Source organism: Kitasatospora sp. NPDC059827, assembly GCF_042731675.1.
Lineage (GTDB): Bacteria > Actinomycetota > Actinomycetes > Streptomycetales > Streptomycetaceae > Kitasatospora.
This window is the reverse complement of record NZ_JBHWIV010000052.1, coordinates 36,974-58,656: the sequence shown is the minus strand read 5'-3', so window position 1 is coordinate 58,656 and position 21,683 is coordinate 36,974. Positions and strand designations below refer to the sequence as shown.

At 75.8% G+C, this 21,683-nt stretch carries 16 protein-coding genes and 1 rRNA gene; 15 read left to right on the top strand and 2 right to left on the bottom strand.

Annotation, left to right across the window (positions count from 1 at the left end):
• The 6 genes from rrf to ACFV8H_RS27890 all read left to right on the top strand — a co-directional run.
• Positions 1 to 84: ribosomal RNA gene (gene rrf, locus ACFV8H_RS27915) — 5S ribosomal RNA — on the top strand; the annotation flags it as partial.
• 202 nt (positions 85 to 286) lie between these two features.
• Positions 287 to 790, top strand: coding sequence for an RNA polymerase sigma factor (locus tag ACFV8H_RS27910; RefSeq protein ID WP_380405197.1), 504 nt, complete (start codon positions 287 to 289; stop codon positions 788 to 790).
• Complete coding sequence (locus ACFV8H_RS27905; protein ID WP_380405194.1) at positions 787 to 1,614, top strand: zf-HC2 domain-containing protein; 828 nt, start codon at positions 787 to 789, stop codon at positions 1,612 to 1,614. The genes ACFV8H_RS27910 and ACFV8H_RS27905 overlap by 4 nt, the downstream gene beginning before the upstream one ends.
• 32 nt (positions 1,615 to 1,646) lie before the next feature.
• Positions 1,647 to 2,456 carry an ATP-binding cassette domain-containing protein gene (locus tag ACFV8H_RS27900; RefSeq protein WP_375893457.1) on the top strand — a complete coding sequence of 270 codons (810 nt, stop codon included), beginning with the start codon at positions 1,647 to 1,649 and terminating at the stop codon, positions 2,454 to 2,456.
• On the top strand, positions 2,453 to 3,844 hold the full coding sequence (locus tag ACFV8H_RS27895; protein WP_380405191.1) for a hypothetical protein: 1,392 nt from the start codon (positions 2,453 to 2,455) through the stop codon (positions 3,842 to 3,844). Before ACFV8H_RS27900 ends, ACFV8H_RS27895 begins: the two co-directional genes overlap by 4 nt.
• Positions 3,841 to 4,413 carry a hypothetical protein gene (locus ACFV8H_RS27890; protein ID WP_380405189.1) on the top strand — a complete coding sequence of 191 codons (573 nt, stop codon included), beginning with the start codon at positions 3,841 to 3,843 and terminating at the stop codon, positions 4,411 to 4,413. Before ACFV8H_RS27895 ends, ACFV8H_RS27890 begins: the two co-directional genes overlap by 4 nt.
• Positions 4,414 to 4,475: 62 nt before the next feature.
• Here the strand turns inward: ACFV8H_RS27890 and ACFV8H_RS27885 are convergent, their stop codons facing one another.
• Both ACFV8H_RS27885 and ACFV8H_RS27880 read right to left on the bottom strand, forming a co-directional pair.
• A complete protein-coding gene (locus ACFV8H_RS27885) occupies positions 4,476 to 5,807 on the bottom strand; it encodes a DUF4157 domain-containing protein (protein WP_380405187.1) in 1,332 nt (443 codons plus the stop codon).
• Between the two features lie 421 nt (positions 5,808 to 6,228).
• Positions 6,229 to 7,659 carry a hydrolytic protein gene (locus ACFV8H_RS27880; protein ID WP_380405185.1) on the bottom strand — a complete coding sequence of 477 codons (1,431 nt, stop codon included), beginning with the start codon at positions 7,657 to 7,659 and terminating at the stop codon, positions 6,229 to 6,231.
• A 227-nt stretch (positions 7,660 to 7,886) separates the two neighbouring features.
• On the opposite strand from ACFV8H_RS27880, the gene ACFV8H_RS27875 reads away from it, so the two are divergent.
• The 9 genes from ACFV8H_RS27875 (at position 7,887) to ACFV8H_RS27835 (ending at position 21,617) form a co-directional block, all read left to right on the top strand.
• On the top strand, positions 7,887 to 8,630 hold the full coding sequence (locus tag ACFV8H_RS27875) for a LuxR C-terminal-related transcriptional regulator (RefSeq protein WP_380405183.1): 744 nt from the start codon (positions 7,887 to 7,889) through the stop codon (positions 8,628 to 8,630).
• A 355-nt stretch (positions 8,631 to 8,985) separates the two neighbouring features.
• A complete protein-coding gene (locus tag ACFV8H_RS27870) occupies positions 8,986 to 12,231 on the top strand; it encodes a hypothetical protein (protein ID WP_380405180.1) in 3,246 nt (1,081 codons plus the stop codon).
• Between the two features lie 207 nt (positions 12,232 to 12,438).
• Positions 12,439 to 13,182 (top strand): DUF4255 domain-containing protein, encoded by a 744-nt coding sequence (locus ACFV8H_RS27865; protein WP_380405177.1) that lies wholly within the window; start codon positions 12,439 to 12,441, stop codon positions 13,180 to 13,182.
• Between the two features lie 122 nt (positions 13,183 to 13,304).
• Entirely contained in the window at positions 13,305 to 15,410 is a 2,106-nt protein-coding gene (locus ACFV8H_RS27860; protein ID WP_380405203.1) for an AAA family ATPase, read from the top strand.
• Between the two features lie 207 nt (positions 15,411 to 15,617).
• Positions 15,618 to 17,168, top strand: coding sequence for a phage tail sheath family protein (locus ACFV8H_RS27855; RefSeq protein ID WP_380405174.1), 1,551 nt, complete (start codon positions 15,618 to 15,620; stop codon positions 17,166 to 17,168).
• Positions 17,169 to 17,237: 69 nt separating this feature from the next.
• Positions 17,238 to 17,678 carry a phage tail protein gene (locus ACFV8H_RS27850; RefSeq protein WP_350509413.1) on the top strand — a complete coding sequence of 147 codons (441 nt, stop codon included), beginning with the start codon at positions 17,238 to 17,240 and terminating at the stop codon, positions 17,676 to 17,678.
• A complete protein-coding gene (locus tag ACFV8H_RS27845) occupies positions 17,675 to 18,163 on the top strand; it encodes a hypothetical protein (protein WP_380405171.1) in 489 nt (162 codons plus the stop codon). The genes ACFV8H_RS27850 and ACFV8H_RS27845 overlap by 4 nt, the downstream gene beginning before the upstream one ends.
• The gene (locus ACFV8H_RS27840) at positions 18,160 to 18,318 is read left to right on the top strand and encodes a DUF6760 family protein (protein WP_360244231.1); all 159 of its coding nucleotides are present in this window, start codon (positions 18,160 to 18,162) and stop codon (positions 18,316 to 18,318) included. The genes ACFV8H_RS27845 and ACFV8H_RS27840 overlap by 4 nt, the downstream gene beginning before the upstream one ends.
• Positions 18,319 to 21,173: 2,855 nt before the next feature.
• Positions 21,174 to 21,617, top strand: a complete 444-nt coding sequence (locus ACFV8H_RS27835; RefSeq protein ID WP_380405168.1) for a hypothetical protein — start codon at positions 21,174 to 21,176, stop codon at positions 21,615 to 21,617.
• Positions 21,618 to 21,683 lie beyond the last annotated feature (66 nt).

Here is a 21,683-nt window from a genome sequence, read left to right as displayed (position 1 = left end):
TACATTCCGAACCCGGAAGCTAAGCCTCACAGCGCCGATGGTACTGCAGGGGGGACCCTGTGGGAGAGTAGGACGCCGCCGAACAATCATTCAGAGAAGGCCCACCCGGGTTACCGGGTGGGCCTTTTCGCATTTCCGGGTCCGCATTTCCGGGGAAGGGGCGACCCGCACTGTGACGCAGGTCACGCCAGATCAAGAACCTGCGCGCCGGATTGGGCGTCTGGCTGGTGTGAGATCACGTAGGAGAGCACTGGACGAGCTGGACGAGGAACGTCTCCTCCGGCTCGTGGCCAAGGGCGACCGCGGGGCGTTCGACGAGCTGTACCGCCGGACGTCGCCGTGGCTGGCGGTGCGGTTGCGCCGTCGCTGCTCGGACGAGCAGGTCGTCGCCGAGGTCATGCAGGAGACCTATCTGGCGGTGTGGCGCGCGGCCGGCGCGTTCGCCGGGAGCGCCGTGGGCGGTTCGGCCGTCGGGTGGCTGTGGACGATCGCGGCGCGTCGGTTGGTCGACGCGTTCCGGCGCCGGGCCCACCACGCCGAGCCGCCGGTGGCCGCCGCCGAGCGGGCGGTGGTGCCCGGGGCGGAGGAGGAGGCGCTCGCCGGGACGGTCGGCGGCGACGTGGGCGACGCGCTGCGGCGCCTGGCCCCGGAACTGCGCGAGGTGCTGCAGGCCACGGTGCTGGACGGGCTGTCCGTCCGGGAGACGGCCGTGCTGCTCAGACTGCCCGAAGGCACGGTCAAGACCCGTGCCCGGCGGGCTCGGATCGCGATGCGGGAGGCACTGGCATGACGGAGGAACACGCGTCCCGGCGGCTCGTCGCCGACTACGCGCGGGGGGACGCGGCGATGGCCGCGGACACGGTGTGGGCACTGGAGGCCCACTTGGAGACCTGTGCGCCGTGCCGGGCGCTACTGGCGGCCTCGGTCGTCACCGAGGCGCCCGAGGTCGCCGCGCTGCTGGACACCGTGCGGACCGGCCTGGCGCCGCAGTTGGACGCCGAGGTCCGGGCGCCCGCCCGGTGGCGCCGTCCGCGGTGGTTGTCGGCCTGGCTGACGCCCGCGACGGGGCCGTGGCTGGCCATGACCGTCACCGTCACCCTGCTGGCGCTGCTGCTGGACGCGCTCGCGCCGTCGGGATCGCTCGGCGGTGCCTCGCCGTTGTCGCTGCTGGCGCCCGTGCTGCCGCTGTTCGGCGTCGCCGCGGCGTGGTCGCGCGCCCTGGACCCGGTGTACGAGCTGACCGCCTCGACCGCCCGCGCGGGTCTGCCCCTGCTGCTCAGGCGCACCACGGCGGTGCTCGCCGTGGTCGTGCCCGGGCTCCTGCTGACGGGGTGGCTGACCGGCACCATGTCGGCCGCCCAGTGGCTGCTGCCCTCGCTCGCCTTCACGTCCACGGCGCTGGCCCTGGGCAGCGTCGTCGGGGTGACCCGCGCCGCAGTCGCTCTGGCGGCCCTCTGGAGCATCGCCGTGCTCCTTCCCGCCGCCGTCACCGGACGTACCCCCGCAGCCCTGTGGCTCGCCCTGCAGCCGGGCCGGCTGCCGGTGTGGGGCCTGCTCCTCGTGCTGGGGGTCGCCGCCGTGATCGCCCGCCGGAACACCTACTCGACGTTGTGACAACACCATCGACCCTCGAAAGGGGCCACCGCATGGCGCCCATGACGAGCGCGGCCGACATCGCGCCGAAGACCTACGCCTGGGAGATCCGGGCCAGTGACCTGAGAGTCCGGGTCGGCCGGAAGAAGATGGCCGTCGACGGCCTCGACCTCTCCCTGGGGCTCGGCGCCCACGGCCTGCTGGGGCCCAACGGCGCGGGCAAGACCAGCCTGATCAGGGCGCTCGCGACGGTGCTGCGACCGGCCGGCGGCGAGCTGGAACTGCTCGGCACCTCCGTCGCCGGGCTGGGCGACCACCGGGCGCTGCGGCGCCGGATCGGCTACCTGCCGCAGGACTTCGGCTACTACAAGCGCTTCACCGTGCGCGAGTTCGTGGAGTACATGGCCTGGTTGAAGGAGGTGCCGAAGCAGGACATCCCCGCGGCCGTCCAGCGGGCCGTCGAGCGGGTGGGCCTGGCGGACCGCGCCGACCACCGGATGAAGACCCTGTCCGGCGGCATGGTGCGGCGGGCCGGCATCGCCCAGGCGATCGTCAACGACCCCGCGGTGCTGCTGCTGGACGAGCCGACGGCCGGCCTGGACCCGGCGCAGCGGCTGCGCTTCCGCGAGCTGCTCCAGGAACTGGGCCGGGACACCTGCGTGGTCGTCTCCACCCACCTGGTCGAGGACGTCGCGGCGGCCTGCACCGACGTGGTGCTGTTCGCCGACGGGCGCCTCGTCTTCCAGGGCACCCCGGACGACCTGGCCGCCGCGGGCGGCAGCGAGTACCCGGGGGACAGCCCGCTGGAGCGCGGCTACTCGGCGCTGCTCAGTGACTCCGGCCGGCAGGGGGGCAACTGGTGAACACCCGGGTTCTGCGTACCGAGCTGAGGCGCTCCGTCGCCCCGTGGGCCGGTCTGGTCGTCCTGGGCGGCAGCCTGGCCATCCTCTACGCCGTCAACGGGCTGTGGTGGCAGGGCACCGCGGCGTGGACCGGGCAGTGGACGTCGATGGCGCTGACGACCCGCTCCATGCTGGCCTACCTGTGGCCGCTCTCGGTGGGCTTCGGCGCGGTGTACGGACTGCGCGACGCCCGCTCGCGGACGGCCGAACTGCTGGCGAGCACGCCGCGTCCGGCCTGGCGCCGTGCGGCGCTGCCCGCCGGCGCGCTGGCGCTCGCGCTGGCGGCGGGCTTCGGCCTGCTCGTGCTGTGGGGCGGGAGCCAGGTGGCCCTCGGCGAGACCGACTACCTGCCGGCGGGCTGGCTGCCGATCTCGCTGGTGGCGGTGCTGGCCCTGGTCGCGGGCGCCGTGTTCGGGATGGGCCTCGCGCGGACCCTGCCCTCGGTGCTCACCCCGCCGATCCTGGTGGTGGGCTCCCTGGTGGCGGTCATGTACCTGCGGCAGACCACCGACGGGGCGCTGCCGTCGGGCCAGGCGTCGAACCGCCTCTCCCAGCTGTCGCCAGTGACCGACATGCCGCGCGAGATGCTGCTGACCCTCTCCGGGGCGGTGGACCTGGGGCAGGCGCTGTGGTTCCTCGGCCTGCTGGGCACCGGGTTCGCGCTGCTGGCGGCCTCGACCACCCGGGCCCGGCTGTTCGCGGCGGCCCCCGTCCTGGCCGGTGCGGTGCTGGCCCTGCTGGTCCTGCCGGGCGACCCGCGCGACACCTACGTCGTCGACCGGGCCGCCGCGGCCCTGGTCTGCGACGGCCCGGTGTGCGTGACGCGGGCGAACGGCACGCAGCTGCCCGTACTCGCGCCGGCCGGCAAGGAGGCGCTGCGGGTGCTGCACGACGCCCTGGGCGACCGGGCGCCGGCCACGGTCCACGAGGAGACCACACTGCGCGCGAACGGCGACGACCGCCAACTGTCCGCCGACACGGTGCTGGTCGACTTCGACGACCCGCTGATCGCCCGGGCGACGGGGGCGGAGCTGACCCGGCTGCTGGTCGCCCAGGGCCTGGCGCCGAACTGCCGGCCGCGCACCCCGTGGGAGGGCGGGGGGCAGCTCTCCCTCCCGGCGCAGAGCGTCGTCGCGAGCTGGGCGCTCGGGGACCGTCAGGTCCAGCCGTTGGAGAAGCCCGAGGAGGACCAGTACGCCCAGGCCGCGTGGACGAGCGCGACGGCCGCCTGGGAGAAGCTGAACGCGCTGCCGCGGGCCGAGCAGCGCGCGCGGGTCGCCGAGGTCCGGGCCGCCGCGCTGTCCTGCGGGAGCGAGCTGGCGCCGCTGACGGGGGAGGTGTCCCGATGAGGTGGCTGACCCTGTACGCGCGCTCGCGGCAGGTGCCCGCCTCGGCGGCCGTCGCCGTGCCGGTGCTGCTGGCGGCCTGGGCCTTCTGCCACGACGGCCCGGGGCCGATGGACCTGGTGACGGTCGTCCTGGTCCTCACCCTGAGCATGGCGGCCGCCTCCGTCGGGCTCGGCGGGCAGGACACCGCGCTGGACCGGACGGCCGCGATCCGGTGGGTGCCCCGCCGGGCGGCGCACGTCCTGCTGATGGGTGCGGTCGCCGCCGCGGCGCTGCTGGCGCTCCGGCTGGTGGGGGCGGACCCCGCCCCGACCGGGTACGTGGTCCGGGACGCCGCCGGGCTGGCCGGCCTGGCCGCGCTCGGGGCGGCGCTGTGGGGAGCGCAGTTGGCCTGGATCCTGCCGACCGGCTGGCTGGCGGTCACCGTCCTCAGCCCGGCCGCCGCCGGCACCGCGGGGGAGGTGGTGCACTGGATGACCTTCTCCCCGGCCACCACGGTGTCCACCTGGACGGCGTGGGGCCTGGGGGCGGTCGGCACGGCGGTGTACGCCCTGGCCGGGCCGAGGCGCTGACCGTCCGGACCGTCGAGCGCGTTGGGCCGAGCCCCCGGGGATTCCCCGGGGGCTCAGTCGTTTCACGCCCCCGTGGTGTACGGGGTCAGGTCGACGTTCCAGGTGTGGCTGCCGCCCTCGTGGACGGTGATCGCGACCGGCTCGTCCGGGTGCTCGGGATCGAACTGCGCGCTCACGCTGTGGGTGACCACGGGGCTGGTCCAGGCGGGCAGGTTCCGGTTCCAGGTGCCCGCGTTCGGGGCGACCTTCCAGCGGAACGAGACGCTGTACTGCTGGAGCCAGTACCCGGCGGTCATCCGGGCCGAGGTGGAGAAGCCCGGGTTGTCGTTGAACTCGATCTGGTTCTGGGCGTCGACGATGACGGCGTTGGTGTAGTTCGGGCGGTACGGGCCGTCCTGGACCCAGTCGCGCGCCGAGTCGTGCTCGCCGTAGCCGCCGTCCTTCGCCCGGACGACCTGGACGTTGGAGTCGGTGACCTCCTGCCAGAAGTGGTAGTTGGTGGAGACCCGCTGCGGGGCGCCCGGCGGGTTCTTCAACCGGGCGACCTGCCAGAAGCCGATGCTCTGGTCGTCGTCCATCTTCTGGGTGGCCGGGCCCTCGTAGCCGGACTCGAACTCCAGCACCGGCCGGGCGAGGTCGAGGTTCGCCGCGCGTGCCTTGCCCCGGGTGGTGCGCGCGGGCGGACTGCTGCCGCGCACCTCGGCGACGTCCGCGTTCCGCTTGGGCATCCGCTGCACCGCGCCCCCGGCCCGGGCGGGGGCGGCCGGCTCCTCCGTGCGTTGCAGCGGGCCGGCGAGGGCGCGGACGGCGTTGGCCTCCGCCTCGCGCTCGTAGCGGTCGGACGGGTCGGAGACCCGCAGGCCGTCGCCGCGGTCGGTGCCGGCCACCGGGCCCTGGCGCTGCTGGATGACGTGGGTGAGCTCGTGCGCCAGGGTGTGCCGGTCGCCGCCGCCCGGCCCGAGCACCACGTGGTTGCCGGAGGTGTAGGCGCGGGCGCCGACCTCGGCCGCGGAGGCGGCGGCCGCGCTGCCGGTGTGCAGCCGGACGTCGGAGAAGTCGGCGCCGAGGCGGGCCTCCATCTCGCTGCGGGTGGGAGCGTCCAGGGGCTTCCCGGCGCTGCGCAGCACCTGGGGGACCAGGGAGCGCTGGAGCGGCAGTTCCTCCGGCTCGGCGCCGTGGCCCGCGCTGCCGTGGCCCGCGCAGTCGTGGCCGCCGTGGGCGCCGGAGCCGGCCCGGGCCTCCCGGACCAGGCGGCTCACCGCGGCGTTGCCGAGGGTCCGTTGCAGGGCGAGGGCGGTGCCGGGCCGAGGGCCCGGGCGGGGTGCGCGGGCGGCTGGGGCGTCCCCCCGGTCGCCCCGCTGGTCGGCCCGCCGGTCCGGTTCATGTGCGCGCACGGTGGTCGGATTCCTTCCGCCTTGTGGCGATTCGGTGCGTATACGGCCCCGAAGGCGTCTCCGGTGTGGGAACGACGCAAACCTACTGCTGTACTGATGACGCGTCAGTAGGGCGCCGGGGGCAGACTTCGCCGTCCACGGGGGAACGGTCGGTTGCCCCGGTGGGTCCCGACCGGGTTCCCCGGGAGGGCACGCGGCCCGTGGTGCCGGGGTTCGAACGGGTTGTCGCCCGGTGCGCGGACCGGGCACGACGTCCGTCCCGCGTTGACATGGTCACGGGCCGTGGGAGGAGATACGGAAGGGGAAGATCACGGAGGAGAACGGGGTGATTCCGGCGGAAGGGGCCCATTGACACCGTTGGGGCATCGGGTGCACCTTTCCGGTCCGGTCGCCGGGAGGGGAGGGCACCGTGTGCACCGGGTCAGTTCCCCTGCCTGATGTCGCTCAACGTTCCGCTGATGTTGAGGAGTTCGTGGCACGTGGGTGCCTGCTTGCCCGAGGCCGGAGTGCCCGGGGACTCGCAGGTCACGCTCGCCGTCACAGCCTGGTCCTCGGGGACCTGGATGGGAGTCACCCAGTGGTAGTCCTGGTTGCGGAAGGTCTCCAAGGCGATGGTGTTGAGCACCTTCTGGCCGGCCGTGATGGTCACGACGCCCTGGTCGCCCTGGAAGTTGGCGATCACGAGGTCGGTCATGTCGAAGACCTTGCCGTGCGGCACCTGGTAGCTGCCGGTGGCCGCGGCGCCGGCCCCGGTCGGCACGTCGATGGTCGCGGAGCTCTGCCGGCCGGTGCCCGGCTCCGCCAGGCCCGGGCCGGGGGCGGGGCGGCCGCCGCCGGTGGGCTGCCCGGAGCCCGGCTTGCCCGGTGCGGTGGGGTTGCCGCCGGCGGGGGCGCCCGGTCCGCCGCCGGGACTGCCGGCGGGCACGGCCGGGGTGGCGCTCTGTTGGGCGACGGCCTGCTCGGCGGCCTGCTTGGCGGAGCTGCGCACCGCCGGGCGGACCAGGGCGAACCAGGCCAGCAGGAGGGCGATCAGCGCCGCCAGCAGGGCCAGCAGCCACTTGGGGAAGATCGGGAGCTGGATGAACTCGCCCTCCAGCACCGGCCGTTGGGCGGCGGTGAGGGCGTCCGCGGGAGCGGGAGCGGGGGTGGGAGCGGGAGTTGCGGCGGTGCCCTCGGTGGCGGCGCCGCCGGTGCCCTTGCCGTCCTTGCTGTCCTTGCCCCTGCCGTCGGAGGCCTTGCCCGCAGGGGCCGGCTCGGGGCCCACCGCGACCTCGAACGGCCAGGAGGCCTGCTTCCCGAACCAGATCAGCTTGCGGGCGCGGGCCTGCAACCGCAGCTCCCCGGACTCGCCGGGTTCCAGGCGAAGCCGCTCCGGGGTCGCCCGGAAGCGCAGCTCCTCGCCGGCCTGACCGGGGGTGAGCACCACGGTGCCCGGGGCGTTGCCGAGGTTGCGCACCGAGGTGCGGTAGCGGCCGCGCAGCCAGCCCCGGCGGCGCCGGGGCGCGAGCGCGGCCTGCAGCTCCTGGAAGGGCGTCACGGTGACCGTGGTCTCCGGCACCGTCACCAGCTCGGGGCGCTCGGTCGGCAGGACCCGGATGCCGAGCGGGAACTCCCCGGCCCGGGCGGCGGGCGAGCGCGGTGGGGCGAGGCGCACCGTCACCGTCTCGGACGTCCCCGGGAAGAGCGAGACCCGGGCCGGCTCGACCGTCGTCCACGCGGCGCAGTCGCCGACCACCTCCAGCGTGTACGCCTCGACGATGTCGAGGTCGTTGCGCACCGTCAGCGTCGTGGTGGCCACGCCACCGGGCGCCACCGTCAGCGCGGGCAGGCCGAGTTCGGCGGAAGTGGTCATGGCGTGACGGTAGGGCCGGAGGACCGTCCACGGAGAGGGCCGTACGGGCAAGCCGTGGGCACACCCCTTGCCCGTACGGACGGACCGGCCCTGCCCGGCGCCGCCGCCACCGACCACGCGGGGCCCGACCGGGCCCCCACCGAGGCCCCCACCGGGCCCCCGACCGGCCCCGCGCCACGGCGCCGGGCCGCAACAGCCGCAGGACCGCAGGAGAATGGAGTGTTCCGATGACATCGATCGAGGCGACCCGAGGGGAAGCCGTCACCAGCCGCAGGGGGCCGGCCGCACCGCCGTCCGTGACCACCCGCCCGGCCGGGGCACGGATCCCGGTGCAGGGGCGCCCCCGGCCGGCCCAGATACCCGTGGCGGTGTACGCCGAGGACCTGATCCTGCAGACCGGGGTGGTCCAACAGCTGCGCCAGCGGCCCGAGGTGGAACTGCTCAGTGAGGCCGACGCGGGCCGGGCGGAGGTCTCCCTGCTGGTCGTGGACGCCCTGACCGAGGCGGTCGCCGACCACCTGCGCCGACTGCGCCTCGCCACCTCGGGCCGGATCGGCCTGGTGGTCGGCCAGTTCGAGGCCGGCGGGCTGCAGACCATCGTCGAGCACGGCGTCGCCGCCGTGCTGCGCCGCTCGGAGGCGGACCAGGACCGGCTGGTGCACCTGATCACCGCCCTGGCCAACGGCGAGGGGGTGATGCCCGGGGACCTCCTCGGCGAACTGCTCGACCGGATCGGGACGCTCCAGCGCACCATGCTCGACGGACGCGGCTTGACCCTGTCCACCCTGACGGCCCGGGAGGCGGAGATGCTGCGGCTGGTCGCCGAGGGCTTCGACACCAGCGAGATCGCGGCCAAGACCTCGTACTCGGAACGCACCGTCAAGAACGTGCTGCACGAGATCATCACCCGGCTCGGGCTGCGCAACCGGGCGCACGCGGTGGGGTACGCGATGCGGCGCGGCCTGATCTGAGAGAGGGGGGCTGATCCCGAGGAGCAGGAGCGTCCCGGCGCGGACGGACGTCCGTGGGGCGTGTCTGACCGTTCCCGCCGGGCGCGCGGCGTTGGGGCACGCACCTCGCCGCGTTGTCGTCGGTCGCCGATGCTCCGCATGGACTCGCTCCTCCGCCTTGCGATGCACGCACCCCAACGCCGCGCGCTGATCCGACGCGAACGGTCAGACACGCCCCAGCGCCCGCGACCGCGGCGTCCTGCCCTTTGCGGACACCGGCCGTTACCCCCGGCTCGGGTGCCCGGGCCCTGTTCCCGGGCACCCGGGCCGGTGAGACTGCGGGGGAGACCGCCCCTGCCATCCTGTGAGGTCGAGCGTGATCGGCGCCACCGCCACCCCCCGCCCCGTCCGGCGGCCGGCCCGGGCCGCCGTCGCGGTGCTGCTCGCGCTGGCGACCGCCGTGCTGACCCTGGGCTCCGCCCCCGTCACGCCGACCGGCCGGACGGCCCCGGCCGTCACCGCCGAGGACCCGGCCGCCGGGCGGATCGTCTACGCCGGCACCAACCACCGCGGCCTCGGCCGGGTGACCGGCGGCGCCGCCAGCACCCCGCTGTTCGGGCCCGGCCCGGTCCACTTCGACCAGGAACCCTCGGCCCGCGGCGGCGAACTGGTCTTCACCAGCCTGCGGGACAGCCCGCTGCCCCAGGTCTACCTGCGCGACGCGAACGGCGCGGTGCGCCGGCTCACCAACGGCATGGACACCGCCCACCCCGCGCTCGCCCCGGACGGCAAGGGCGTCGTCTTCGAGGCGGTGGAGACCACCGCCTCCGGCGGCACCCAGCACGTGCTGTGGGCGGTCAACCGGGACGGCACCGGGCTGCGCCGGATCACCGACGGCGCCGCCGACGAGACCCACCCGACCGTCTCGCCCGACGGCCAGTGGATCGCGTACTCCTGCACCGGCGACCCTGCGCACCGCCAGATCTACCTGCGGCCGTTCGCCGGCGGCGCGCCCGTCAAGATCACCAACGTGACCGACGGCGACGCCGTCGACCCGACCTGGAACCCGGTGAACGACGACGCCCACCGCAACCAGATCGTCTACACCTGGGACAAGGGCGACCAGGGCCGCACCCTGATGCTCACCTCGCCCACCGGCGGCGACAAGGCGTTCTTCCCCGGCACCGGCTCCACCTGGCGCACCGGCTCCGCCGCCTGGCTGGCCGACGGCACCGGCGTCCTCTTCCTCAGTGCCGACCAGCTCACCTCCCCGCCCCCGGCGCCGCAGCCCGACCCGAACCAGCCGCCCGTGGTGAACCTCTACCGGGCGCCGACCTGCGACTGCACCGACCCCCAACTCCTCTACCGCACCAACCGGTTGATCTCGACCCCGACCTGGCTCGGCACCCAGGCCGAGGGCGGCCCGGTGGTCGAGCAGACCAGTGCCGCCACCGCCAACACCGCCGACGTCCAGGACGTCCACCAGGACGGCACCGACCCGCGCGACCTCGGCATCAGCGTGCTCACCGAGGACCCGGCCGCCGACACCAACACCAACCCCGACCCGGGCGCCGACCCGCTCTTCCACCCCCGCCCCGGCTACGACCCCTGGTACGAGCGGCAGAGCTACACGCCCGACGGCCGACAGCTCGTCGTCACCCGCTACGAGGACTCCCCAGCCGGGCGGATCCAGCGGATCTGGCAGGCCGACGCCGACGGCTCGAACCCGCGCCCGCTGAACCTCGCCGGCCGCGGGCCCACCGACCGGGACACCGACCCCTCGCTCTCCCCGGACGGCAGGCTCATCGTGTTCAGCCGCAGTACCCCGGCCGCCGGGCAGACCCCGGCCCGCCCCGGTCGGCTGCTGATCGCCCAGGTGGCCACCGGCGCGATCGTCGGTACCGTCCAGCCGCCCGCCGAGCAGCCGGGCGCCTCCGACGGCGAGCCGTTCTGGTCCCCCGACGGCAAACTGATCGCCTTCTCCCGGACCGCCGTGGTCAACGGCAACCCCGGCAACCTGCACGTCTGGACCGTCGCCGCCGACGACCTCACCCGCCAGCGCGACCTCAGCCGGGCGGCCTGCCCCGGCAGCTGCAACGTGATCGACGACAGCCCGGTGTTCTCGCCCGACGGCCGACGCCTCGCCTTCAACCGCAAGGCCGGCGACGGCGGCAACAACCGGCAGGACGGCCTCCTGGTCACCTCGCCCACCGGCACCGACTGCACGGTGCTGCTGCCCGCCGGGCTGCGCGACGACAAGGGCGCCTGCACCCGGCCGCTGCCCGACACCTCCGCCACCGGCCCGTACCAGCCGCGGGACGCCGCCTGGACGCCGAACGGCGCCCAGCTGGTGCTCACCTCGCGCCGGGCCTTGCCGCCCAACTCCCCGGAAGGGCTCGGCACCTACGACCTCGCCAGCGGCAAGCTCACCCCGCTCGACCGGCGGCTGCCCGGACGGCAGAAGGAGCCGGCCGTCCAGCAGTCCGTCCACCTGGCGCTGAGCGCGCCGCCGCGCACCCCGGCCGTGCCGGTCGAGGGCAGCACCGACGTCACCGTCATCGTGACCAACCGCGGGCCGGCGGCCTCACCGGGCACCGTCCTCACCGCCTCCGTGCCGACCGGCGCCCGGCTCGGCGGGCTCACCACGCCCGTCGGGACGTGCGACGCGGCCGCGCTGCGCTGCGAACTGGGCACCCTGGCACCGGGCGCCGAGGTGCGGGTGACCGCCACCCTGATCGGCACCCGCACCGGTGACCAGCCGTTCGGCTGGAGCGTCACCGGGACGGTCGTCGACCCCAACCCGGAGAACGACTCGGCCGAAACGGTCCTGCCGGTGCTGAGCGCGCCCACGCCGACCCCGAGCCCCACCGCCTCGCCCAGCCCGACCCCCACGCCGACCGCGACCCCGACCCCCGCGCCGACCACCCCGAGCAGCACGCCCGCCCCCGCGCCCCCGCCGCCGGCCCCCGCGCCGCCGCAGGCCGGCCCCACCGTCGCGGTCGACGCCCAGCCGACCCCCGGTTACGTCGGCGGCCACGTGACCGTCAGTTACACCGTGCGCAACACCGGCCAGGCCCTCGCCACCGGCCTGCGGCTCACCCTCGGCCTGCCCGCCGGCGTGCCCACCGAGGCGCTGCCGCCCGGCTGCCGGGCCGGCAGCTGCGCGCTGGCCGACCTGCGCCCGGGGCGCAGCCAGGTGGTCCGGGTGGTGCTCTCGCCCGTCGCGGTGCTGGACACCACCGTCACCGCCGAACTGACCACCACCGGCACCGACGCCACACCCGGCCCGCACCGGGCCGGCACCCCGCTGCGGGTCGTCCAGCCGCGGATCGTCGCCGTGCCGCCGATCGGCAAGCCCGGCTTCGTGACCTCCGTGCGCGGCGTGGACTTCCCGCCCGGCGCCCCCGTCCGCTTCACCTGGAACCCCGGCATCACCGCCGCCGCCGCGCCCACGTACCCCAAGGCGGACGGGACCTTCGCGGGCCAGCTGCTCATCCTGCCCAAGGACGAGACCGGCCCGCGCACCATCACGGCCGACGGCCCCGGCTTCTCCCCGGTCACCACGCCCTTCCTGGTGGTCGAGGGCAGCATCGGCCCGCCGGGAGAGGTGGACCGGCGGTGAGCCCGGAGGACGCCGCCGCACGGGAGGTCGGCCCGGTCGACTTCCCGTGCGGGTGTGAGGCCGGAGGCGATGGTGTGCTGTGCACGGAGAGGGTGGAGCGCTGGTGAGGCGTGAGATGGCGGGCACGGGAAGTCGGCCCGGTCGACTTCCCGTGCCGGGGCAGGCGCCGGGGCAGGGGCCGGGGCCGGCGGGGGAGGTGGAGCGGCGGTGATCCACGAAGTCGACGAGGCGCTGCGACTGCTGCTCGCCGAGGCCGGACTGCCCGAGCGCGGCGTCGAGGTCGTCCTCGACGCGCCCACCCGCGACCTGGCGGCCCGGCGCACCGCGCCGACCGTCAGCGTCTTCCTGTACGACGTCCGCGAGGACACCGGGCGCCGACAGGCCGGTGCCGTCGCCGAACACGACGCCGACGGCCTGGTGCTCGGCCACCGCGCCGCGCCGCGCTGGTTCGAACTGGCCTACCTGGTCACCGTCTGGACCAACCGCCCGCAGGACGAACACCGGCTGCTGGCCGAGGTGTTGCAGTGCCTGACCGCCGTCGACGCACTGCCTGCCCGGCTGCTCACCGGCACGCTCGCCCGGCTCGGACTCACCGTCGGCCTGGACATCGCCGGGCGCGACACCGGCCTGCCGTCGGTCTCCGACGTCTGGTCCGCGCTCGGCGGGGAGCTGCGGCCCTCGATCGACCTGAGGGTGCTCGCCCCGCTCGCCGGGGCGCTCACCCCCGCCGGACCGCCCGTCACCGAAGGGCTGGTGGTGCACGCCGTGGACACCTCGCACGCGGCCGAGTCGCCCGCCGACGACCCCGGACGGCGGCTGCGCTACCGCGACACCGCCGGCGACCCCGGAGCGGAGGGCTTCGCCGCCCCGCGCGACCGCGCCCTGCCGCCCGGCCGCCGCAGCAGGGGTGGGAGCAGCAGGGGCGGGAGCAGCGGGGGTGGAATCAGGTGAGCCCGGACCTCGCCCTGGCGGTGCCCGGCGCCCCGCCCGGCCACGACAACGGTCACGACGACGACAACGGCCACGACAACGGCCACGACAACGGTCACGGCCACGACCACGACAGCGGCCACCTGTGGGAACGCCTGCACCGGGTCGAGCAGCGGGTCCGCACCGCGGTGCGCGAGCGCCGGGCCGACGACCCGGACCCGGACGACCCGTACCGCGGCCAGTACCTCGGCCCGGAGGCGGTCGAACGGATCCTGGCCTCCGCCGCCGTGGCCACCGGCCACGGCACGCCGGCCGGCCAGGACGCGCCCGCCCCGCCGCCCGGCTCCCGGCTGGCCCGGCTCGGCGCCGCCTTCGGGCTGCTCCCGGTCGACCTCGACCTGCTGCTGGTCGCCCTCGCCCCCGACCTCGACCCCCGCTTCGAGCAGCTCTACGGGTACCTCAACGACGACCTGACCCGCCGCCGGGCGACCGTCGGGCTGGCCCTCGAACTGTGCGGGCTGCCCGGGGCCGGGGCCGGCCGCTTCCGGTTCGCGGCGCGGTCCCCGCTGATCGCCGGGGGCCTGCTGGAACTCACCGAACCGGACCGCCCGCTGCTCTCCCGCACCCTGCGGGTGCCGGACCGGGTGACGGCCCACCTGCTCGGCGAGGACGAACCGGACGACGCCCTCGCCGGGCTGGCCCGCCGTGCCGACCCGGCCGACCGGGCCCGACCGATGGCCCCGGCCGGGGCGCTCACCCCCGCCGAGGCGCAGGCCGTCGACCGGCTGCGCGCGGCCGCGACGGCGGCGGCCGGCGGAGCCGTCTACCTGCTGGACCGGGGCGGCCACGCCGGCCCGCTCGCGGTGGCCGCGCTCGCCGCCGAGGGCCGTCCGCCGCTGGTCGTCGACGCCGCCGCGCTGGCCGCCCGCCCGCCGGGGGCCACCGTACGGGTGCTCGCCCGCGAGGCCCGGCTGGCCGGGGGCGGGGTGGTGCTCGGCCCACTGGACCGGCTGGAGCCCGAACGCCCCGAGCGGGCAGCGCTGTTGCGCGAGCTGTGCGCGGAACTCGCCGCCGTCCCGCTGATCCTGCACGGCCCGCTGGTGTGGGACCCGGCCTGGTCGCGGGAGAGCCCCGTGGTGGTCACCGCCCCGCCGCCGGACGCCGACGGCCGCGCCGCGCAGTGGGCCCGCGCGCTGGCCACCGCCGGGACACCGCTGGACGAGGAGCTGACGGACGGCCTGGCCGAGACGGTGGCCGCCTACCGGGTGGACCGGGAGAAGCTGGCGCGGGCCGCCTCGGTGGCCGCCCGGACGGCCGCCGCCGAGCGGCGCCCGGTGCGCGCCGAGGACCTGCGGACCGCCGTCCGGGCGCAGAACGCCGCCGGGCTGGCCCGGTTGGCCCGCCGGATCGAGCCCGCCGTCGGCTGGCCCGACCTGGTGCTGCCCGACCCCACCGCCGACCGGCTGCGCGAACTGGTGCTGCGCGCCCGGCACCGCGAGCAGGTGCTCGGCCGGTGGCGGATGCGCCCCGGCGGCGGCCGCGGCAACGGCGTGCTCGCCCTGTTCGCCGGGGAGTCCGGCACCGGGAAGACCATGTCGGCCGAGGTGGTCGCCGCCGAACTCGGCATGGAGCTGTACGTGGTGGACCTCTCCACCGTGGTGGACAAGTACATCGGCGAGACCGAGAAGAACCTGGAACGGATCTTCACCGAGGCCGCCCAGGTCAACGGCGTCCTGCTGTTCGACGAGGCGGACGCGCTGTTCGGCAAGCGCGCGCAGGTCAAGGACGCCCACGACCGGCACGCCAACGTGGAGACCGCGTACCTGCTCCAGCGGATGGAGTCCTTCGACGGGATCGCGCTGCTCACCACCAACCTGCGCGCCAACCTCGACGAGGCGTTCACCCGGCGGCTGGACGTCATCGCCGAGTTCCCGCTGCCCGACCGGGCACAGCGCCGGCTGCTCTGGGACCGCTGCCTCGGACCGGCCCTGCCCCGCGGCGACGACCTCGACCTGGACTACTGCGCCGAGCACTTCGAGCTCACCGGCGGCTCGATCCGGGCCTGCGCCGTCTCCGCGGCCTACCTGGCCGCCGGGGCGGGCACCCCACTGGGCATGGCCCAGCTGGTCGCCGCGGTGGTCGGGGAGTACCGCAAGCTCGGCCGGCTGGTGCTGGAGAGCGAGTTCGGGCCGTGGCTGGAGCGGCTGCGCCCCGCCCCGGAGCGGCCGGGGGCCGGCGGGCGTACCTGACCGGAACGGTCCGGGTCCGGCGGGCGTACGTGACCGGCGGGCGCACCTGACCGGAGCGGCCGGGGGCCGCCGGGCGCAGCCGGCCGTGCCCGCCGGGGCAGTGATCCTGCCCCCGATCTTGACCCCGGGGACCTGTCCCCGGCCGCGGCCCCGGACGCAGACTCGGGGGCGAGTGAGACCAAGGACCGGTCATCTGGAGGAGCGCGTATGCCGTCGTACCTGACCCCGGGCGTGTACGTGGAGGAGGTGCAGTCCGGTGCCCGGCCGATCGAGGGCGTCGGCACGGCCGTCGCCGCCTTCGTCGGCTTCGCCGGCAGCGGCCCCTTCCACGAGCCCACGCTGGTGACCAACTGGGACCAGTACGTCCAGCGGTTCGGTGCGTTCACCGAGGGCACCTACCTGGCGCACGCGGTGTACGGGTTCTTCGCCAACGGCGGCGGCTCCGCCTACGTCGTGCGGATCGGCGACCCGGCGCGGCAGGCCCCCGGCGGCGCCCCCGCCCCGGCCGTCGCGGCGGCCCCGCCGGTGGAGATCGGCGGCTTCCTGCTGTCGGCCCTGCCCGGCGCGGGCGGCGAGGTGTCCGTCGAGGTCGCCGACGCCGAGGGTGAGAACGTCCCCGACGACCGGTTCCGGCTGATCGTCCGCCGGGGTGCCGAGGTCGTCGAGAGCTACGACGTCTCCACCCGGAAGAACACCAAGGGCTACGTCGTCACCCAGCTGCGCGAGTCCAAGCTGGTCGCCGTCGCCGAGCAGCCCGGCACCGCGCCGAGCCGCCCCGAGCGCCGCAGCCACGCGCTCGCCGCCGCCCCGGCCCCCGCGACCGGCCCGGTGGTGGCCGCCGGCACCCGGCTGGACCCGGCCGAGTACGTCGGCGACGCGGCCGCCCGCACCGGCTTCTCCGGCCTGGAGGCGATCGACGAGATCACCATGGTCGCGGTGCCCGACCTGATGAGCGCCTACCAGCGCGGCGACCTCGACGACGAGGGCCTGCGCACCGTCCAGCTCGCGGTGATCTCGCACTGCGAGCAGATGGGCGACCGGATCGCCGTGCTGGACCCGCCGCCCGGCCTCAACGCCCAGCGGATGCGCACCTGGCGCCAGGACGAGGCCGGCTTCGACTCCCGCTACGCCGCGCTCTACTACCCGTGGATCAAGGTCTTCGACCCGGCCACCGGCCGCAACGTGCTGGTGCCGCCGAGCGGCCACGCGGCCGGGGTGTGGGCGCGCAGCGACGCCGAACGCGGGGTCCACAAGGCGCCCGCCAACGAGGTCATCCGTGGCGCCGTCGACCTCGAACTGCGGCTCAGCAAGGGCGAACAGGACCTGCTGAACCCGATCGGCGTCAACTGCGTCCGGGCGTTCCCCGGCCGAGGCATCCGGATCTGGGGCGCCCGCACCCTCTCCTCCGACCCGGCCTGGCGCTACCTCAACGTGCGCCGGCTCTTCAACTACCTGGAGGAGTCCATCCTCCTGGGGACCCAGTGGGTCGTCTTCGAACCCAACGACGACCGGCTGTGGTCCAGCATCCGGCGGAACATCACCGCCTTCCTCACCGAGGAGTGGCGGCGCGGGGCGCTGTTCGGCCAGACCGCGGCCGAGGCCTTCTACGTCAAGTGCGACCGTGACAACAACCCGCCCGAGTCCATCGACCTCGGACAGGTGATCTGCGAGATCGGCGTCTCCCCGGTGAAGCCGGCCGAGTTCGTGGTGTTCCGGCTGGCCCAGTTCTCCGACAGCACCAGCCTCCTCGACGAGTGAGTCGCGGCCCCACCGCAGACCCACCCGCCGGCCCCACTGTCGACACACATCGGAAGGTGACCACACGCCATGGCTGAAGGCGATCCGCTCTCCACACACATATTCGGCGTCCAACTCGGCGGCTACAACGTCGAGTCCGTCAAGGAGATCAGCAACCTGACGGTCGAACAGGACGTCGTCGAGTACAAGCAGGTGACCCAAGAGGGCAAGCTGATCGTCCGCAAGCAGCCCGGCGCCCGACTGCCCGGCGAGGTGACCATCACCCGCGGCCTGGACAAGAGCGGCGCGTTCACGGACTGGATCAAGGAGACCCTCAACAACGGGGCGATCAACACCGCCCGGCAGAACCTCACCATCGAGGTCAAGGACACCACCGGGGCCACCCTGCGCCGCATCCAGCTCACCAACGCCTGGGCGAGCCGCTGGGAGGGCCCCACGCTCAGCGCGGGCGAGTCCAGCGCCGCGACCGAGACGGTGACCATCGTGTTCGAGGAGATCCGGGTCGAGTGAGGCGCAAGATCGGCCTTGAGGAACTGCTGGAAGGCGCCCCGGCCCCGCAGAACCCCGCGCCGCAGCAGGCGGCCCCGGGGCAGGCGGGGCCGGCCGGTCCGGCCCGGCGGCAGTCCCCGCACACCGAGTTCGAGTTCGAGCTGCCGCTCGGCTACGTCGACGACGACGGCACCGTGCACCGCCACGGCGCCATGCGCCTGGCGACCGCGCGCGACGAACTGATGCCGCAGATCGACCTGCGGGTCAAGGAGAACCCGGCCTACCTCAGCGTGGTGCTGCTCAGCCACGTGATCACCAGGCTGGGCGACCTCGCCGAGGTGCACACGGGCATCGTCGAGCGGATGTACGCCACCGACGTGGCCTTCCTCCAGGACCTCTACCAGCGGATCAACAGCGAAGGCCACACGCGCGCCGCCGTGACCTGCCCGCACTGCGACGGCGCCTTCGAGGTCGACCTCGCCGGTGGGCGCCTGGGGGAATCGTGACGTACGCGCCTGCTCGGCTGTACGAGGAGATCGCGTACATCGCCTACCACCTCCACTGGTCGCGGGAGGACCTCCTCGACCTGACCCACCACGAGCGCGGGCAGTGGGTGCGCGAGGTCGCGCGGCTCAACTCCCGCATCAGTGAGGGTGGGTGACGGGGGTGGGGCTGCGGGACTGGATCGGGCGGCGGCGCGGCGGGTCCGGCGCCGGGGTTGATCCGGGGTCGGGTTCGCGGTCGGGATCCGACGCGACCTCGGGCTCGGCTTCGGGCTCGGGTTCGGCCGTCGGTGCTGCCGGTACTGCCGGTACTGCCGGTAGTGCCGGGGTCGCGCGGCCGCGACCGGCGGCCGGGGAGGGGGGCTGGCGCGCCGTGGCGCCGCTGGTCCCCACCCTGGCCGGGGTGTCGCCGCGCGGCGTCAGCGACGGCCTGGCGTTCCGCTCCCGGCTCTCCGCCTGGCAGGACCCTTCGCTGAGCGGACCGCTCGGCCACTCCGTGCTGCCCTCCGCCCCGGCGGGCATCCTGCGGGCGGTCGCGGTGCCGGGCCGTCCGTCCGTGACCGCCGGCGCCGGGGACGAGCTCGTCCTGCGGCCGACGGCGGGTGCGGTGGCGGCCGGGCCGGCGGAGTCGCAGGACTCGCCGGGGTCGGCCGAGCCGTCCGCGCGGGCGGATCGGCGGCGGGCCAGGCCCGTCCAACGGTCCGTCCGACTGCGGCAGTTGCCCGTACGGTCGGCCGGAGCCCGTGCCGTGCGGACGGGGGGCGCCGATCGGCGGGCCGGGGCTGCAGTGTCGGGTCCGTCCGGCGGTGCTGTTCTGGCGGCGGGCGCGGCAACCGCTGCTGCCGAGGCCGGAGTTGTGGAGGTACTCGCCGGTACGGCCCGGGAGCCGGAGGCGGTCGCCGGGGCGCCAGGCCGGAACGGCGCGGCGGGCCCGGCCGTTCAGCGTGCGGTGCGACCGCGGGCCGTCAGTGCGCCACTGACCGTGGCGCGGCGCCCCCGGTTGCTGACCGTACGGCCGGTGGCGGCCGTTCCGGGGTCGAGCGTGGCCACGCCGGACGTCGTCGGCGGGGTGTCGAGCCCTGCTGTCGAAGAGTTCCAGCCGGTAGCTGCGGCGGAGGAGTCGGTCGGTGCCGGGCGGGTGCCCGAGCGCGCCGAGTCGGCGGCCCGGACAGCGCCGTCGGGCCCGGGTGGCGCCGCCCACGTGGCAGTGCAGCGGGCTGCGGCGACGCGCGGTGCGGCACCGGCCCGCCCGGTGCTCGGCGCGCCCCTGACCGCGCTGCCTGAGAGTGCGGCGCCCCTGGCGGCCTCCGGCCCCCGGGTTGTTGAGCCTGCCTCGGGGTCGTCGGCCATGCCGGTGGTCCGCGCCGAGGCCGGGGCCACGGGTGGCGGGGAGGCCGGGAGCAGCGAACGGGCAGCGCGCGGGTTCGGCCCTGGGCCCGTCGGCGGGGCATCCGTCCAGCGTGCGCCGTCCTCGCCGACGGCCGAACGAGCGTCCCGGGCGCCTTCGCACCCGGCCCCGATCACGCCCCGAGCCCAGGCCCCGACCCCGGCCCGGTCCCAGGCGCCGACCTCGACCCAGGCCCCGACTCCGGCTCCGGCTCAAGCCCCGGCCCCGGCGCGGCCGCGTTCGGGTCTGGGCGCGCCCCTCGACGCGATACCGCCGACGGCGGCATCCGCAGGCGGTGCCGGTCCCATGGCCGGTGGGCGGCGGCGGGTCCGGCGGGGCTCGGTCGCCCTGCCGGGAGGCGGTGGGCCGAGTGCGCCCGCCACCGGTGGGGGTGCACCCGTGCAGCGCGCGGTCAGTGCACCAGCCTCAACGCCATTGTCTTTGAGCACGATTGACGCAGCGTCAACTAATTCCGTGACTGCTGGATCCGGCCCCGTCGCGGAGCCGCGTGCAGCCGGACGTGTCGGCGGCGGCCCGGTGGTTCCGGCCCGTCCGGCCGGGGGTGGCCTGGGTGTGCAGCGGGCCGTCCAATCCACCGCCCGGAGGCGCGGGTTGATCGGGGAGCGTCCGATGGCGGTCGCCCTGGCGGCGGCGTCGGTGCCCCTCGCGGGCGGTGGCGGTGCCCGGCCGGGGGCCGCTGCGGTACCCGCCGCCCCGCCGGTGGTTCCGGTGGCCTGGCCCAACGCCCTTGCGCGCCGCACGGATTCGGGGCCGGAGCCGAAGCAGGATTCGATGGCCGCGGCACGGTCGATGTCGGCTGCGTCGCCGCGGGAGAGCCGGGGGGCTGTCGCTCCCCGGCGCGGGACGAGCCCCGGGGGCGGCCGGACTGCCAACGCCGGGCAGCCGGTGGTACGGACGCGAGAGGGTGTCGTGGCCGCCGGTCGTCCGTCCGGCGGGGGCGTCGGGCACGCGGTGGCGACGGCCGTGCAGCGGCTGCGCTCCCGCCGTTCACCCGAACACCGGGGTGGCCGGGCGGTGGTCGATCGCCCTTCCGTGCAGCGGAGTTCAGCGCCCGGCGACGCCGCACCGACTGCGGCGTCCGCCGACGGCCCCTCACCCGTCCGGTCCGGACGGCCGCGCGGCGCGGTGCCCGTGGCGCAGCAGCCGCAGGGGGGTGGCGGCCGCAGCCCTGCGGCTGTCCAACGCCTCGCTGCCGCCCGGTCGTTGTCCGGCCGTCCGCAGCCCGGAGCCCGGTCCGGAGCCCGGTCCGACGGGTGGTCCGGCGGCCGGTCGGCCGCGTCGGCGCCGGTGCCCGTGGTCCGCCTCGCACCGCCGGGTGTCCAGGCGCTCCCACGGGCCGCCTCGCCGCTGTCCGGCGCGCCCTCGCCGGTCGTCCAGCGCGCCCAGTGGCCTTCGGCGGCAGCCGGGTTGTCGTCGCAAGGGGCGGCCGCGCCGGTAGGCGCCGCACAGCCCGTCCGACCTGCTCAGCCCGTCCGACCCGCACCGCCCGCAGCGCCCGCGCTGCCGGTGGTCCCTTCGCTCCAGCGGCTGCCGGGCGCGCCCGGCCCGTTGCCGCCGACCCAGACCCAGACCCAGGCCCAGCCGCTCGCGGTACGGTCGCCGGTCGTGTCCCGGTCCGTGACACCCGGGGCAGCGCCCGGTGCCGCGCAGTCCGTCGGATCCGGGGGCGCCTCGTTCGTCCAGTCCCCGCCGCCCGCCGCCCACCGTTCCATGCCCGGTACGGCGCAGGTGTTGCAGCGGGTGGCCGAGCAGGCGGGGCTGGTGGGGGTGCCGTTGACCGCCGTCCCGGCGCGCCGGCCGACCACCGTGCAGGCGGCCCCGTCGAGCACCGGTCAGCCCGGTGGGCAACGGCCGCCAGGCGGCGCGGGGACGGGCAGCGCGGGGAAGGGCGCCACGGCGGCCGAGGGCCCTGACAAGCCCGACCACGCCGCACCCGGTGACCTGGACGAACTGGCCCGGCGCCTGGTCGAGCCGGTCGGCCGCCTGCTGCGCACCGAGCTGCGCAGGGGCCGGGAGCGGGCCGGGAAGCCGTACGACCTGCGCCGCTGAGCGCGCGGGCCGGCGCCGGACGGCCGCCGGGGGACCGGATCGACGTAGACCGTGAGCAGCAGCACA